Source organism: Bradyrhizobium sp. HKCCYLRH1030 (genome assembly GCF_051168395.1).
In the GTDB taxonomy this organism is placed as follows: Bacteria; Pseudomonadota; Alphaproteobacteria; order Rhizobiales; family Xanthobacteraceae; genus Bradyrhizobium.
The window spans coordinates 114,908-131,251 of record NZ_JBNPUY010000007.1 but is presented as its reverse complement, the minus strand read 5'-3'; the positions used below and the strand labels follow the sequence as shown (position 1 = coordinate 131,251).

9 protein-coding genes are annotated in these 16,344 nt (G+C 66.2%); 6 read left to right on the top strand and 3 right to left on the bottom strand.

Annotation, left to right across the window (positions count from 1 at the left end):
- Positions 1–14: 14 nt before the first annotated feature.
- Genes ACQR1E_RS21220 through ACQR1E_RS21210 form a run of 3 tightly spaced genes read left to right on the top strand, consistent with a single transcriptional unit; the run spans position 15 to position 2,518 of the window.
- Positions 15–590, top strand: a complete 576-nt coding sequence (locus ACQR1E_RS21220) for a cupin domain-containing protein (protein ID WP_315715576.1) — start codon at positions 15–17, stop codon at positions 588–590.
- A complete protein-coding gene (locus ACQR1E_RS21215) occupies positions 590–1,591 on the top strand; it encodes a fumarylacetoacetate hydrolase family protein (RefSeq protein ID WP_315715577.1) in 1,002 nt (333 codons plus the stop codon). Before ACQR1E_RS21220 ends, ACQR1E_RS21215 begins: the two co-directional genes overlap by 1 nt.
- A gap of 3 nt (positions 1,592–1,594) precedes the next feature.
- On the top strand, positions 1,595–2,518 hold the full coding sequence (locus tag ACQR1E_RS21210) for an NAD-dependent epimerase/dehydratase family protein (protein WP_315828109.1): 924 nt from the start codon (positions 1,595–1,597) through the stop codon (positions 2,516–2,518).
- 513 nt (positions 2,519–3,031) lie between these two features.
- Here the strand turns inward: ACQR1E_RS21210 and ACQR1E_RS21205 are convergent.
- The 3 genes from ACQR1E_RS21205 to ACQR1E_RS21195 all read right to left on the bottom strand — a co-directional run bounded on the left by ACQR1E_RS21205 (position 3,032) and on the right by ACQR1E_RS21195 (position 10,566).
- Positions 3,032–3,595 carry a DUF4399 domain-containing protein gene (locus tag ACQR1E_RS21205; RefSeq protein WP_316186890.1) on the bottom strand — a complete coding sequence of 188 codons (564 nt, stop codon included), beginning with the start codon at positions 3,593–3,595 and terminating at the stop codon, positions 3,032–3,034.
- A gap of 382 nt (positions 3,596–3,977) precedes the next feature.
- On the bottom strand, positions 3,978–5,492 hold the full coding sequence (locus tag ACQR1E_RS21200; protein WP_316201043.1) for a formylglycine-generating enzyme family protein: 1,515 nt from the start codon (positions 5,490–5,492) through the stop codon (positions 3,978–3,980).
- A 37-nt stretch (positions 5,493–5,529) separates the two neighbouring features.
- On the bottom strand, positions 5,530–10,566 hold the full coding sequence (locus ACQR1E_RS21195) for a helicase (RefSeq protein ID WP_316201044.1): 5,037 nt from the start codon (positions 10,564–10,566) through the stop codon (positions 5,530–5,532).
- Positions 10,567–11,483: 917 nt separating this feature from the next.
- On the opposite strand from ACQR1E_RS21195, the gene ACQR1E_RS21190 reads away from it, so the two are divergent.
- The 3 genes from ACQR1E_RS21190 (at position 11,484) to ACQR1E_RS21180 (ending at position 16,341) form a co-directional block, all read left to right on the top strand.
- Positions 11,484–13,322 (top strand): porin, encoded by a 1,839-nt coding sequence (locus ACQR1E_RS21190; RefSeq protein WP_315715581.1) that lies wholly within the window; start codon positions 11,484–11,486, stop codon positions 13,320–13,322.
- Between the two features lie 137 nt (positions 13,323–13,459).
- On the top strand, positions 13,460–15,817 hold the full coding sequence (gene gspD / locus ACQR1E_RS21185; protein ID WP_434863320.1) for a type II secretion system secretin GspD: 2,358 nt from the start codon (positions 13,460–13,462) through the stop codon (positions 15,815–15,817).
- Complete coding sequence (locus tag ACQR1E_RS21180) at positions 15,814–16,341, top strand: tetratricopeptide repeat protein (RefSeq protein WP_316202517.1); 528 nt, start codon at positions 15,814–15,816, stop codon at positions 16,339–16,341. The genes gspD and ACQR1E_RS21180 overlap by 4 nt, the downstream gene beginning before the upstream one ends.
- Positions 16,342–16,344: the final 3 nt, after the last annotated feature.

The following is a 16,344-nucleotide window of genomic DNA, read 5'->3' as shown; positions in this document are numbered from 1 at the left end:
AGGAGGCCTCCAGCATGACCCTTCCGCAGATCCGCCGCGTCGTCACCGGCCATGACGCGCAGGGCGCCGCCGTGATCTCGTCCGACGGCGCCTTGCCAACCGTCACCGAGCTGGCGGCGATCCCCGGCACCTTCTTCCACGAGGTCTGGAGCACGCAGGCAACGCCGGCGCTGATCGACAACGGTCCCGATCCGACGATCGGGCCGCTGCGGCTGCCGCCGCCAACGCATGGCAGCCGCATCCGCTTCGTCGACATTCCGCCGGATACCGAGGACTTTCTCCGCAACGGCGCGGCGCGCATGAATGCCGCGTTCAGCCAGATCGGCGACCCCCACGCCTCGACCGTGACGACGGAATCGCCACATCCGCTGATGCACCGCACCGAGACGATCGACTATGGCATCGTCATCTCCGGTGAGATCACGCTGGTGCTCGACAAGGGCACCGCTGACCTCAAGGTCGGCGACGTGGTGATCCAGCGCGGCACCAACCACGCCTGGGCCAACCGCAGCGACAAGCCGTGCCGGATGCTGTTCATCCTGGTCGACGGCAAGTTCGGTCCCGAAGCCAACCCGACCAAGGCCAGCTGATGAGACTCGCGACCTATCGGAACGGCAGCCCCGACGGCGGCCTGGTCATCGTCTCCGGGGATCAGGCGCGCGCGTGCAATGCCAGCGCCATCGCACCGGATCTGCTGACGGCGCTGCGGAATTGGCAGCAGGTCGAGCCGGCGTTGCGCCAGCTCGCTGAAAGTCTCGAGGATGGATCGGCTGCCGATGTAACGGCGTTCGATCCCGCGCGATGCCTCGCACCGCTGCCGCGCGCGCCGCAATGGCTGGATGGCTCGGCCTTCCTGAATCACGGACGGCTGATGGATGTCGCCTTCAACAAGCCGCCGATCCCCGACTTCGACACCGTCCCGGTGATGTACCAGGGCGCCAGCGACGACTTCCTCGGGCCGCAGGACGATGTTCCCTTCGTGACAGAAGCTGATGGCATCGACTTCGAGGGCGAGTTCGGCGTCATCGTCGACGACGTGCCGATGGCTGCTTCTGCCGAAGAGGCTGCGCAACGAATCCGGCTGCTGGTGCAGATCAACGACTGGAGCCTGCGCGCGGTCGGCGCGCGCGAGGTTCGCACCGGCTTCGGCTTCCTGCAGGCGAAGCCCTCGACCAGCTTCGCGCCGTTTGCGGTGACGCCGGACGAGGTCGGCGATGCCTGGCGCGATGGCCGGCTCGACATGGCCCTGCATGTCCGGCGCAATGGCGAGCGGATCGGCGCAGCCTCGGGCCGCGAGATGGCGTTCTCGTTCCCGCAGCTGATCGCCCATGCGGCGCGGACGCGGCGGTTGACGGCCGGCACGATCATCGGCTCGGGCACGGTCTCGAACGCCGATCGCGCCGCCGGATCGAGCTGCCTTGCCGAGGTCCGGGCGATCGAGATGATCGAGCACGGCGCGGCGCGGACCTCGTTCCTGCGCTTCGGTGAGGAGGTGACCATGCAGGCCTGCTTCGCCGATGGCCGGCCGGGTCCGTTCGGGCGTGTCGCGCAGCGCGTGGTTCGTGCGGCGGGCGCCGATCGGCCGGATTGAACCATGCGTATTCTTGTCACGGGGGCCGCGGGCTTCATCGGCCGTGCGCTGCTGCATCGGTTGCTGATCGACATGGACGGTGCTGAAATCACCGCACTCGATCTCGCCGAGGCGCCAGCGGGATTGTCCGGTGCGCGTCTGTCCTGGATCCGAGGCGGCCTCGACGATCCCGCCGTGCTCGAGCAACTCGGCGCCGCGCCGTTCCACCTCGTGTTCCACCTCGCCAGCATTCCCGGCGGCCGCGCCGAGGCCGCGCCCGCGCTCGGCCGCCGCGTCAATCTCGATGCGTCGCTGGATCTCTTCCAGCTGCTGGCGGAGAGCCGACATCGGCCGCGCGTGGTCTATGCCAGCAGCATCGCCGTCTACGGCGCGCTTGCGGAGGCGCGGGTCGGCGCACGCACGGAGGCGCGGCCGGCGATCACCTATGGCGCGCACAAGCGGATGGTGGAGATCGCGCTCGCCGATCACACGCGACGCGGAGATCTGTCGGGTATCGCACTGCGGCTGCCCGGCATCGTGGCGCGGCCCAGGCCCGTGAGCGGCTTCGGATCGGCGTTCATGAGCGAGCTGCTGCACGCGCTGTCCGCGGGCGAGCGCTATGTCTGTCCGGTGTCGCCGGGCGCGACGGCCTGGTGGTTGTCCGCGAAGGCCGCCGTCGACAATCTCCTCCTCGCCGGGAAGCTCGATGTCTGCGGAACCCTGCAGCTTCCGGCGCTTCGTCTCTCGATCGCCGAGGTGGTGGACGGCCTGGCGCAGCTGCTCGGCGCGGAGCGCGCCGCGCGCGTGACGTTCGATCCCGATCAAGGCATAGAGGACGTCTTCGGCCGCTATCCCGAGTTGGATGCCACCGCCGAGCTGGCCCTCGGCTTCGCCCACGATGGATCGGTGGCGGAGATGATCGCGAATGCGGTGCGCGCGATCGCATGACGGGGAATGAGCCCAACTCGCCGGACCAGCATCTGTCGGGCGAGGCCACGGGCACCGCAGCCATGGCGTCCCGAAAGGAGTGCTGATTCTTTGAGTTTGTTGGTTTTCCCTGCTTCCTTAGGGAGCGCCAGTTTCCAAGCTGAACTATTGATTTCTGGGAGTTTGAGCCGGACTACATGTTCGGCAGGATGGGCGTTGACGCCAAGGTCGGTGGTGCCGCAATCCCAGGCTGGACCGTTACGGCTCTGGTGTTCATTCCATTCGCGGCTGGTTATTTCCTGTCGTACCTGTTCCGGACGATCAATGGCGTGGTCTCCCCGCGCCTCGCCTCCGAGCTTGGACCGATGCTGATGATCGCTCTTGGCGCTCGCCGAGGCGAAGCAAGCCACGCGTCTGGAGGTCGTATCAATAGAGCCGAGCCGGACAAATGCAGTGCTGCGGTTGGAGGCTCCGGCACGTCGCGATGAACTGATGTGCCGGCCGAACCGGCTCCATCGGGGAGCGGGCGGAGGCTCATTTCGCACCCGACAGGAAGCTCTTGATGAAATCGACGGCTCCCGCCGATTTTGCCGGATCGGACGGCGGCGCTTCGGTGGCCGACGGTTGCGCCGCCTGACGCGCGGTGTGCGCGTGAAGATGCCGCGTCCGCCGGTGGGCGTAAGTGGCGCTCTGCCCGTGCCTCTGCGAAGCACTGCTCACGGTGATCGTGATCTTCTTCGATACCAGCGGTGGATCGAAGTTGAAGTGCATGCCGTCGCCCAGGACGAGCTGCAGGTTATGCTTGCCGGGGGGCAGCTCGATCAGGGCCTCGGTCTCGCCCGCGCCGTAGTGCAGGTGCTTTCTGTCCTGCGGAATCGGCTCGCCCGGGCTGATCGGCTCATCGGCGTCGATCAGGAGGTGATGATGGCCGGTGTTGGCAAAGGCGTCACCGGCATGGGTCACGCCCATGTTGCGAAGTCCGAACCGGCACCAGAACGCGGTCTTCACGGTGTCGCCGTCGGTTGGCGTGATGAAATACAGGTAGGCGTCCTTCGGCGCCGTTTTCGCCTGCGCCCATGCGAGAGTCGGCAACAGCACCAGCGTGCAGGCCAACACGGTGGACCCGAGCGTCGCGACTGCGGCGAGACGACGTCGTCGCCAGGGCGTCAGATCCAGTAGCGGCGCGCGACGCGTAGATTTCTCACTCCACATATCCCCAACTCATAAACAACGACGATCATCGATCGCAAATATCGAACGGTGTAGCCGGTCCATGAATGGGGCGTAGCGCGGCAAATTTGAGGTTTCGATCGGTCTCGTCCTACGATTCCCGATAAGAATTTGAATAAAGAGGCTCGGCAGACCAGGCGTCCTGCGGATCTGCGACGCTGGTGTTCGCTGTGGCGCGAGACATTTGCGGGCGCAGGCCCCGCATCGGCGTCGACGGCACGCTGGCCTGGCTCAGCATACCGCGGCCGCATCAGAGCGAAAGAGCGAGGCGAAAGCCATGGGTCGGATACCTGACGCGCCCATCATAGCGGTCGCGGCTCCCGCTGCGGGCATAGCTCGCATCCTTCTTCCATGAACCCGAGCGAATGACATGGACGAAGCTCTGCTCGTCGATCCATGCCGAGCCATCGGACGGCGCGCCCTGATAGCTCTTGTGCCAGCTGTCGGCCACCCATTGGTCGACGCTCCCGCCCATGTCGAACAGGCCAAACGGATTGGCCGCAAAGCTTCCGACCTTCATGAGCTGCGCGGGCGCGCCGGGCTCGTTGCATCCGTTGCAATTGGCCATGCCGGAGCGCATCCGGTCGCCCCACCAGAACGCCGTCGTTGCGCCGCCGCGCGCTGCATATTCCCATTCGGCCTCGGTCGGGAGCCGGAACGGCTTGCCGACGGCCCGCGAGAGCCAAGCCAGATAGCCCCTGACGTCGTCGTAGCCGACATTCGTCACGGGGTTGTCGTCCGGGCCGCTCATCACGTCGGCGCATGCCCCGTCAGCCACGCACGCCTTCCACTCGCCAATCGTGACGGGGTACTTGCCGAGCGCGAACGGCTTGGTCGTGACGCGGTGGACCGGAAGCTCGGAGCTCTCGACGCCGCCCATCGCGAATGCCCCTCCTGGAATCATCACCATGTCAGGCAGGCGAATCGCCGCTGCCTCCGCCGGCCCTGGGGTCGCGGTCGACTCTGCTGCCGGCGCAGTCTCGGGAGCGGTCGCAGCGCTTGCCGACGCGAGCAGGGCGGGTGCCTCGAGCGGCGCGGTTTCCGTGGAACGCGAGAGCGTTGCAGGGTCCGAGGGCGCGTCCGGCATCGGCGCCGGGGCGGTCGCGGCCGACATGGCCTCTGCCGTGACGACGCGCCCCGAACTCTCGACGCTTGCGCGGCTCCACGCGGCCACGGAGGCCTCGGCGGCTTGCGGCTGTGTTGGCGGGGGAGCGGCCGGCTCCCGCGCCAGCATGAACCAGCTGGCGGCGGCAGCGAGCAACAATGCGCCGAGGCTGGCCGCCGCAGCGCGGGTCCAGACCAGCGGCCTGCGCTCCGCCCTTGCTGCGGCCGCGCGCAGCCTCGTGGCCAGCTTGTCGTAGCCGTGCGCCTGCCAGATCTCCGCGCGGCTGCGCGCCTCGTTCGGGGCGTATTGAGCGATCGAGACGCCGGGAATGCTGCAGACGACCCGTCCCGCCTGTCCGCCACCGGGAGCGGTGGCCTCGACCTCGGCCGCATCGCATCGTGCGGCGAGCGATTGCTTCAAGGGGCCGCACATCATCAACAACAGTCCGCCGTCGCCCCTGCTGCGGCGCTCCTGGATCTCGGGGCAGGCGACCTGCTCGTCGAGGCGGTGGAAGCCGGGTGGGCGCAGCGTGTTCATCGCCACCCGCACGATCCGGCCGCACTGCTCGCAAGGCACCGGATAGGTCACGGCGGTCAGCGGTCGCTCGTCCCGATCGGTGACCGGAGCCTGCGATGGCGCGAGGATGTCGATGCCGATCATAGGACGGCGCCTTCCGTGCGTCGGCCTTGCCGCCGGATCATTGTCCCCAGGCGGCAAACGCATCCTTGAACGCGCGCTCACCGTCCGCTCCCTTCTCGATCGCCAGCACCGCCCGGCTGCCGCCATTGTAGACGATCGGGATGTCGATCCAGTCCTTGCCCTTGAGCAGCAACACGTTCCGCTTCATGTCGACATCCCCCGCCGACAGCGCGATCATGAAGAACTCCGGCGTCACCTTGGCGGTCATGGTGGTCAACGGGGTCCCGCGACCCGCTTCCTTGGGCTTCATGCTGACGCCCTTCAAGGTCTCCACCCCGGCGTGAGACGGGTCGTCCGGCCAGTTGAACTTGATCTCCATGATGTGGCTCGCCGGCATTTCGGCTTCCTTGTTTGGACGCAGCGACAACGTCGCCGTCATCCTCTTGTCGATCTCGACATCGCCTTTGATCGAGGCTGGCACCGCTCCTGCCGCAGGCTCGACATGCCAGGTGACTTTCCCGAGATAGCGCTTGCCGTGCGGATCCTGCGGATCCTCCTGGTACAGCACGGCATGTGACACCATCGTCTCGGTCGCGCTCCCCGTGGTGATCGCATCGCCGCCAGCACCGCCCCTGGCGTCAGGCGTTATCCGATCCGCGATGACCTTGCGCGGCTCGGCGGCGGCCGGCGAGGCGGCATTCCAGGACACCGGGAGTCGGTTCAAAACGGTTTGCAAGGACGTCGTGATCCGGCTCGCCGCCGGCTGCCAGTAGATCGATGCGCCAACCACCGCGACCGCCAAGCCGGCGGCAGCGGCCATCATGTGCCGGCGGAGCGAGCGGTGTGGACGCCTCGCTCCATGATCAGGCCGCGGACGCCGACCCGGCGACAGCGCGCGATGATCGATATGCACGGCGTCGCGCTCCGACTCGGCTTGGCCGCGCGTCGTCGTCTCGGACAGTTCCGCCGGGCGGGCGAGCACGGCCACCCGCGCGATGGTGGCATCGTCGGCCGGCGACCTCGCAGCCTCCGCGAGCCGATCGGCCGCGGACGGCTGATTCTCCTCGATCTCGACCGGCGCTGCGGGCGCGACGGACGCGGGCGGCGCAGAGGCGGGCGTATCAGACGACGAGGCGGCACGCGTTTCATCGGTCGCGACCTCATGCTCGCGGCGCCGCGTTGGACGCGCCCCGATGCCGGCGCCGGCGCGGTTGCCCAGCCAATCCGGCACCGGACTCTCGATCGAGATGGCCGGCTCAGCGCGTTGCTCCGAGAGCCGCGCCAGCGACAGGCTTTCGGCCACCGTGGCGATCTCGTCTTCCAGCGAATAGGCGCGGCGCGTTACGGATCGCGCGGATGCCGGGTGATCCTCCGCAGCGCCAGCGAGCCGCGCGGGAGCCGGATGCGGGCTGGTCGCCGGCGGTGCCGATGGCTGCGGTGAGCCGACGGCTGCAAGCGCGACCGGATCGACCCGGCGAGCGTGCTCCCGAAGTCTGATCATCCGGTCGGGAAACAGCATCTTGACGAAATCGCAGAGCGCTGCGCCCGGCAGCAGGAACCGGCGCATGGCAGCCGGACCGCTGCGCAGGATGCTGCGTGCGATGGTTTCGATGTCGTGCTCACCTTGCGCGACGCGCTCGCCGGTCTGCCGATCGTCATCGATGACGACGACCTTGCGGGCCCGGAGCATCGCAGTGAGTTCGCGCAGATCGGATTGCGAGGCATCGTCGATGACGACGAGATCAAATGCGCCGAGCCGGGCCGGTAGCTGCTCGGCCACGCGCCATGCCGGCACGAGCTGGCATGGGATGCCTTCGTAGCAGCTCTCGAGTGCCTCGCGTGCAGCCTGACGCAACCGGCATGCGGTGGGGCCGGAACAGGTCGCTGCCATCTTTCTCAGCGTAGTCATGAACACGGTGAGCGCCTGCCTCATGGCGCTGCCGGTGTTCTGTGCCAGGCCGAGATGCATCCGTGCCACGACGACCTGACCGAACAGCTCGCGCAGTCGCGTCTCCAGCGCCGCGCGCTGGTCGGACAGGCCCTGCAAACGCTGATGCTGACCGATGCCTTCGGTCTGCCGCATCAGCACCGCCCAATTCCAGGCCATCATCCAATCTGCAACGAGCACCGGATCCCCGGTCTGCGGATGTGCCGGCTCGGTCCTGATCCGCCGGGCGAAGGCGTCCGCTCCGGCCTCGGTGATCGCTCGGCAGACCTCGTCGAGCAGTTCGAAATCTTGGCGCCGGTCGTGCAGCGACTGCAGCCGGGTGCGAAGGGTGCTCCAGCGTGTCTCGATGTCGCGCGGGTCGACACCGTCGCGGCCGATCTGCGAGAGCACGTCGGCATGAGCCTGCGTTGCGATCTTGCCGCTGCCGCCAAACAGCTCGTTCAGCCGGGTGAGCTCCAGCCGCTGCTTGCCGATGCGGAGAGCCATGCTCCTCACTGCGGCTGCGAGCGCGGACAGTCTTCGGCCGTCACCGAGCAGTCCGGCGATCGCGTCGTCCGGCATCGACAGCTTCGGTGCGGCGGTGAGAACATTGCGCTTCGCCAGCGCCGCCAGCACGATCGCGGCCTCGACGCTTTTGACGACGCGCTCGTGACCGTGGAACGTGTGAGAGGAGTCCGGCTCGGGCGCAGGCGCACCGATTTCGGCCGCTAGCGATCGCCATCTGGCGTCGAGCGAATGCAGGTGCCGACGCCAGGTCAGATAGTCGCGAACATGGCCCCAGTCGGCCGCGCCTTTCGGCGCGAAGCCAGCCACCCTGATCGCCTCCACGGTCTGCTTCAACGCACGGCCGGACAGGGAGAATGTCGCGAACGGCCTTGCTCCGGCCGACAGCCGTTCGACAATCGTGAGCAGTTCCTGGCTGGCGAAGGCGTCCGCCGGCGTTTCCACCGGCCGAACCAGGAAGCCGGCACGTTGCGACAGCAGGGACGACGCATCGCGGGCAAAATCGACGAGGATGCCACCGTCAACCGACATTGCATCGGCCTTGCGGCCGACCGGCGACAGCGCTGCGAGCCAGGGCTCGTCGGCAATGATCCGGTGGGCCGCCGCGAGCGCGTCGAGGTCGCCGGCGAGCAAGTCCGCTCCGTCCGGCCCGAGCTCCGCGATGATCTGGCAGGCAAGCCGGCTGTCATGGCTTTCGCCGTCGATCCGCGCCGGCTGCAGGTCCTCGTGCAAACGTCTCACGGTCACGGCGTCCGGCAGGGCCGCGATTTCCGGGAGCGCGTCGTCGACATATGCGAGATCGGTACCCAGCCGAACACGCGCCTCACGGGCCTGCTCGACTGCCGCAACCAGAAGGTCGCTCTCACTCACGAATCGTGACGGCTGATCGGTGAACCAGGCATAGGCGTCGCGGTCGGCGATCAGCGTGGTCAACGCGTCGAACGGCAGGTCGGGGACACCGGATGACCGCAGCATGCTGCGGCTGGCGATGTCTGCGAACGCGTCATCGAGACGCGATATCTCGACGCTGGTCGCGATGATGTCGCGCTCCAGCCGATTGACCTGTTCCGCCTGCGCGCGCGGGTTCGTGGTCTTGAGGATCGACAGCAGCCGGCTGACGACTGTCTCCGCATGCTTCAAGACGTCCTTGTCGGAGCCGGTTAGATCGACGGTCAGATCACGGACAGCGCGCGGCAGCTTCTCGGACAACAGTCCGAGTGCAGCCTCGTTGCGCGAGACGACGAGAACGCGCAGGCCCATTGCGAGGTGATGGCAAACCAGGTTGACGAGGGTGGACGTGCGCTCGGACCCGCGCGCGCCTTGCACGACAAGTCCGTCCGATCGCCGGAGCTGTCGCACGACCTCCATCTGGTCGGAGTTCGTCGGCAGCGGAAAGAACAGGTCGCCGTGATCCGCCGCGATCTGCGCATCCGGCCCGACGTCGATCGGTTCACCGATCACGCCGGATAGACGACGGCGCGCGCCGTCATGGGCTTCGTGGTCCGGCGCGCCAAGCAGAAGGCGAGACAGTGCGGCCAGGCAGCAAGCGTCGCCGGGCGCGTATTCGATCGCTCGCTTCAGCCGCTCGATGTCGCGCAACAGCAGTGCGTCCGAGCGCGGCCGCGCAAAGATCACCCAGCGATCGGAGACGACCAGTTGCTCGTCCTCCTCGGGAAGCAGCAATGCGGAGTCGGGCATGGTGGGACAGTAGATCCCATGCGGGTCGAGCTGTGAGCCGATGGCGCTGAGAACCGGCTCGAAGCTGGTGGGCTGGAATGGCGAAAGCTCGTTGCCGCGCTCGATCGTCTCGAGCAACTGCTCGGCCGTTTGCCCCGCCAATCCGGCCGCTGATGTCAGCGGTTCGAACGCCTTGAGATTGACCGTCGCGCCGACCATGCGGGGCCGGATTCTGATTTCGGTGTCGGAGCCATCGAGGACCTCGATCTCGACCAGGCGTTCGAGCAGCGGAAGATCCAACTCGCGGCCTTGTTGCCGCCAGCGTGACACGCCAATGCCCCACACGATTTCGCAGCTGCCATCGTTGCCTCCGGCTCCCGCCACGCGAGCCATCTCGCGCAATCGCTGATGAACCGCGATGGTCTTGCGGCGTAGCCGCTCGGCCGCGGCCCAATTTGTCCACGAGCCGGCGAGATAGCGGTCCAGACGCTCGACGATGTCCGGGCGTTGCTCAAGATGCAATCGCACGTTCCAGAGCCCGGCGGCCACCCCCGGGCCGTTCGCCGGCGAGCAGTGCTCGCCGCGTGCGTCACCGGCCGCGATCAACCGGTCTTTTTCCGCCGCGTGCACCGTGATCGTCACGCGTTGCCGAACCAGCGGGCGACGGTCCGGATCAGCGGACACGTCAATCCACATCGCCAGGTCGTACTCGACGGCGGGAGGATCGGTGGCGACCAGGCGTTCGATGGAGAGCCACACGGGCCCATCAGCGTCGAACGTGTTGTAGGTAATGCCGGGCAGCTTCTCCAGCTCATGCTGATGGAACACGAAGCATTGTCCGCCCGCAAGCCGATGGTCAGACAGGCGCGCGACCGCACGTGCATTGCGCAGGATCATCTCGGTGAGATACCCAAGAACATTCTGCAACGGTCCGGCCGCCGGCTCCAACCGATGGACAGCGTTCATAGTGCCTCTCCGATGATAGCGGCGACCAAGCGAAGCAATCGGTTCACCCTCAACTCCCGTCCTGACGTCCGTCCCGCTTTGCAGAAAATTCCGTCACGCGCGTCGAAGAAGATGGACGTATCTGACTATTCACGATCCTGATGTGGTCAGGCGACGTCTTCGTCGATGGCATTCGAGGGAATACTGAAGCCAACGTCAGATAGACCACACTAACTGGCGAATAATAGCGTCACGCAATGCGGCGTAATGATGGGAGCGAGTCCGGGCGTGTCGTCGACCCTGAAAACTGCGCCAACTGATTTGTTATCATTTCGAGAACCACCGCTGTCGGTTCGCGTAACCGGTTTAGAATCTCTTTAAAGAAGCCGAGCGCCTTACCGGTTTGACTGCCTTGATCGGAAGGGACTGGTATTCGCGTGCGTAGATGCGACATCTCCACGAGAGAAGCGTGCGGCGTCTTGCCGCAATCTCAGTCGCGTCCGCTTGCGGCTTTTCGTTGGATTCCATTGCTTCGTCCGAGCTGCGCCATCGCACGAACGCAATTTCTTTCGGAGTAGGGCCGTCGTTGGCGAAGTGTGACGTCGCTTATTACTTCGCGATGCAAAGGCATGAATGCAGCTCTACGCTGCGCCGCTCGACGCTCCGCACGCCGGACATGAACCCAGCAGCAATTATCAATGACTGAAAACACTTAGCCAGATCTCGGCTGGCGTCCAAGCGATTGGTCGGCAAGCCGTGCCTCCGCCGCGCAACGAGCGCCGCCCAAGTGCTGACACGCGAGCATCTCCGACGAGCCCAAGTATCGACATCGCGGGCTTCTAGCGCGAATGGCTCGCAGTCGCGCACGAATTCTGTGCTCACGGCGGCGCGGGCGAAGGGGATGCACGTCCGCGCATCATCATGGGGAGGTTTGACTGATGGTCTTGATTAGCTGCAGCGGAAGGCGCGCAGATTGCTCCGCGTCTTCACACGACGGCGCTTTGAGTATTGGCAAAGGCGGTGGCCCGCTTCGCGGCCGCGACCGACTCCTGCCATCTCTGCTTGCCGCCGTATCGACATTGGCGTTGAGCGCCGCAGCAGCCCAGGCGGCCGACGCCGGCTCGGCGCGGTCCACGGACGGGGCAGCCGTCAAAGCGCTGATGGCGAAGCTCGAGTCCATGGAGCAGCGCATCAACAGTCTTCAAGTCGAGCTCAAGGACGCCAAGGCAAAGAAGACGACCAGCGTCGGACAGTCCGCATCACTCGCATCTCGCCGCCCGGCCGACCCGATGCCTCTGATCGGCGCCAAGGACGCGCGTGCCGGAGGTGCGAAAGCCTCCGACAACGCGCAGACTGCGTCCAGCCAGCCGGTCGGCAACGCCATGGCGCTCGCCGACTCGAAGGACGTCAGGGACAGTGGGTCGAAGGGGGCTGATGCCGGACCATCGCCATCCCCGGCATCACGGCTGGCGGCAGCGTTCGCCGATTCGGATTCCAAGCCGCGATTTCTGCCGGCAGCAGATCTAAAAGCACCTGCGCCGCAGCCCAGCAGAGACCTGTTCGGCGCCGCGCCGTCGCCGGTCCCCGGCATGAAGATCGGCATGTACGGCGAGATCAAGCTCGGCTCGGTGCAAAATCCCGCAGCGAACGGTCAGTGGCAGAACGGCTTCGACATGGCCCGCCTTGTCTTGCTGCCGACCTATCAGGTCAATGACTCCATCACTTTCAACGCGGAGCTGGAATGGGAGCATGGCGGCACCGCATTCGATAACGACGACAAGCTGCATGGTGCGGTCGAGGTCGAGCAGGCCTTCTTCGACGTCAAGTTCAACGACCACTTCACCCTGCGTTCGCCGGGTATCGATCTCATCCCGATCTCCTTCACCAACCTGTATCACGAGCCGACGCTGTTCTACAGCGTGCAGCGGCCGGAGCTTGCCAACGGCCTGATCCCGACGACATGGTACGCGCCATCGGCAGGGTTTCACGGCAAGATCATCGACGGCTTGAACTATCAGTTCCAGGTCAGCCAGAGCGCGGAGGATTTCGGCGACGGATTCGATCATCGCGGCGACAATGGTCATATCAATCCGGGCGGCTATGAAGGCGGCATCAACGGCTCGGAAGCGCTCGCGCTCTCGCGAGCGCCGATCGGCGATTTCCGGCAGCTGAGCAACCAGCTCGCCTATACGCTGCGGCTGAGCTACACGCCGTCGTTCCTTCCCGGCTTTGCCGGAAGCTCGGCGATCTATTATTCGCCGAACGTCACGCCGCGGGGCGCCTATGCGACGCTGCCGGACGGCAGCGAGGTGCCCCTCGGCAAGAACGCGATGACGATCTTCAATACCGAGGCCCGCTATCGCGTTCCGAACACCGGGCTGGAGCTGCGGGCTGAATATGCCCACGTAAACTTCTCCAATCCGGAGAACCTCCGCGCCAACAATGATCTCGTCGACGACAACAACGTCGGCAAGAACATGTGGGGCTACTCCGGCGAGATCGCCTACCACTTCAGGGCGCCCAACGACTACGACATCGTGCCGTTCTATCGCTATACCCGACAGAACTTCCAGACGTCGGGCATGCTCGGCTCCGATCTCACCAACGGCCTGAACAACATCACGGGCAGCGGTGACATGACGTTCCACGACGTCGGCCTTGCCGTGTTTCCGAATCCCAGCCTGGTTTACAAGCTGAACTACACCAAGGTGATCGATCACAGCGCGGCGGGGGCGATGTCCGACCGGGTTCTCGCGGGCGTCGGCTGGCTCTGGTAGCCGACCGACGCGAGCAGGAGCCGCGGCCTGACGGCAGCGGCGTCTCCTCGCAAGACACAGGTTGGAGCACCCGGGCGGAGCGCGACCGCTCTCCGCCCGGGTGTGCCTCGAAACGTAGAACGGACTCGGCAGATCGGGTGGGCGGGCGAGTGGTTGAGATTGCTGATTTGAGCGCAGCTTGGCTGCGATGCCGCACGCTCGCAACGTTGCTCACGATGTCGATCGCGTTGGCGGGCTGCAACCCGGCGACGCTCGGCAGCGATAGCCGCGGCGATGACGTGCTTGACAAGGTCGGCCGGATCGACCTTTCGCCGCGCTATCCCAGGCAGGCCATGCCGGAGCAGTCGCCGGCGGCGCGGCGCGCCCGTGCCGAGATCTATGGCGGCAACGACGATGCACGAGATGCCAGGGACGCGCGAGCGGAAGCGCCGGCCGCGGGCTCGCTTCCGATCCAGCAGGTGGCCGCGCATTCGCAGCCGGTTGGCAACGGGTTCGAGCTGAACTTCGAGAATACGCCGATCGCGACGGTGGCCAAGGTGGTGCTCGGCGACGTTCTCGGCGTCGGCTACACCATCGATCCAAGGATCCAGGGAACGGTCAGCCTGTCCTCGGTGCGCCCGGTCCCGAAATCGGACGTTGCCTACGTGCTCGAGAACGCGCTCCGGCTCTCGGGGACGGCGCTGGTTCGCGACAACTCCGGATACCGGCTGATTCCACTCGGCGACGCAGTGGGTGCCGGCAACGTCGATGCCGCCGGAGGCTCGGCAGAGCCTGGTTACGGCATCTCCGTGCTGCCACTGCAATATGTCTCCGCCCCGACACTGCTGAAGCTGCTCGACAGCTTTGCGCTCAAGCCCGGCACGGTGCGCGCCGATCCCGGCCGCAACGTGCTGCTGATCCAGGGGACGGGCGCCGAGCGACGCACCGCGATCGATGCCGCGCTGAGCTTCGATGCAGACTGGATGCGCGGACAGTCGGTCGGGATCTTTCCCATCGTCAATGGCAATCCCGAGCCGATCGTCGCCGAGCTCGAGAAGATCATGGACACCGGCGACAGCGGGCTCGGCCAGAACATGGTCAAGTTCCAGACTGTCAGCCGGATGAACGCCGTCATGGTCATCAGCCGCAAGCCGGCGCTGCTGCATACGGCGGAGACCTGGATCAAGCGGCTCGATGCCGGCAACACGCTGCGCAACAGCGTCCATGTCTACCGTGTCAAGTATGGCGAGGCGCGCCAGATGGCGCGGGTGCTGAACGACATGTTCACCGGAAACGCGGGCAGCGCGGCCGAGGGATCGTCGACTGACCTCGCTCCCGGGTCCGGAGCATCGTCGAGCTCGAGCAGCGAACGGCTCTCGGCCGCCGGCACGACGGCTCAGTCGGGCGGCTTCGCGAGCCAGCAGCAGGGCAACGCCGGCCTGGTCGCCAACCGCGGCTTCGGCGGGACGCCGCCACCGACCCAGGCGGGACTCGATGCGGGATCGGAAGCGCGCGCAACGGGCGCGGGCGGCAAGCCGCTCATGGAGGGCGTGCGGATCACGCCCGACGTCGTCAACAACACGCTTCTCATCTATGCCGACAGGGAAAACTACCGGCTGATCGAAGCTACCCTGCGTCAGTGCGATCGTCCGCAGCTGCAGGTCGCGATCGACGCGACGATCGCCGAAGTCACGCTCAACGATTCGCTGAACTACGGCGTGCAGGCCTATCTCACCAGCAAAAACCTCGGCCTGAGACCCGACCAGGGGTCAGTGCTCAACACCACCTCGACATCGGCGCCGGCAACGGTCGCCTCGGCCGCGGGAACGATCACCAACGCCTTTCTCAGCCGCGCTTTTCCCGGGTTCAATTTCCTGGTCGGGTCGGAATCCCAGCCGAGCGCGATCCTCAGCGCGCTGCATACGGTCACCGATGTCAAGGTGCTGTCCAACCCATCGCTGGTGGTGATCGACAACCAGGCGGCGACATTGCAGGTCGGCGACCAGGTGCCGGTCTCGACCGGCAGCGCCACGGTGCTGACGACCAACAACACGGTCGTCAACACGATCGACTACCGCAACACCGGAATCATCCTGCGCGTCGCACCGCGGGTCAACGAGAACGGCAACGTCCGGCTGGAGATCGAGCAGGAGATCAGCAACGTCTCGCCGCAGACCGTCAACAGCCTCACGCCGACTGTCGCCCAGCGCAAGGTGAAGAGCTCGGTGGCAGTTGCCAGCGGCCAGACCGTGCTGCTGGCCGGTCTCATCAGCGAAACCCATCAGGGCACCCGCAGCGGCGTGCCGGGGATCGACCAGATCCCGGGCCTCGGCGACCTCTTCAGCAACAACGACCGCAGCCGCGGGCGGACCGAGCTGATCATCTTCATTCGCCCCCAGATCATCCGCGACGGGACCGACGCCCATTACGTCGCCGAGGAGCTGCGCTCCAAGCTGCGCGGCACGATCAGGCCTGTCTCGACAAGTGCGCTTCAGACTCCGCGGGTCAATCGATGATGCGGCATGCGACAACGGCCTTCGCTGTTCTGGCGCTCGCCTTCGGCATCGTCGCGGCCGACGCGCGGCCGCGCGGCGACGCATGGGCCGCGCTGGCGCGCGGCGAGTATGTCAGGGCGGCCGCAGCGTTGGCGCCGATGGCGCAGAGTGGACATCCGCCCGCCATGACCGCGCTCGGCTACATGTATGAAAACGGGTTCGGCGTCCCGCAGTCCTACGAGGCGGCGGTCGAGCTCTATATCGGAGCCGCCGAGCGCGGCGACCCGACGGCGCAGCACCTCTTGGGTCTGAGCTACGACAAGGGGCATGGCGTCTGCCAGGACCTCGTGCTGGCCTACAAATGGCTCAACCTTGCAGCGGCCGCAGCGCCCAATCGTCTGCGCGAACCTTATTTGCGAATCCGGGACGCCATCGCGTTCAAGATGTCGCCCGATCAGATCGCCGACGGCCAACGGCTCGCGCTCGAATGGCGGCCGACGCAGCCCGGCGGAGTTCGCGCGACCGCATCGAGTTCGGGTTTGTAGTTG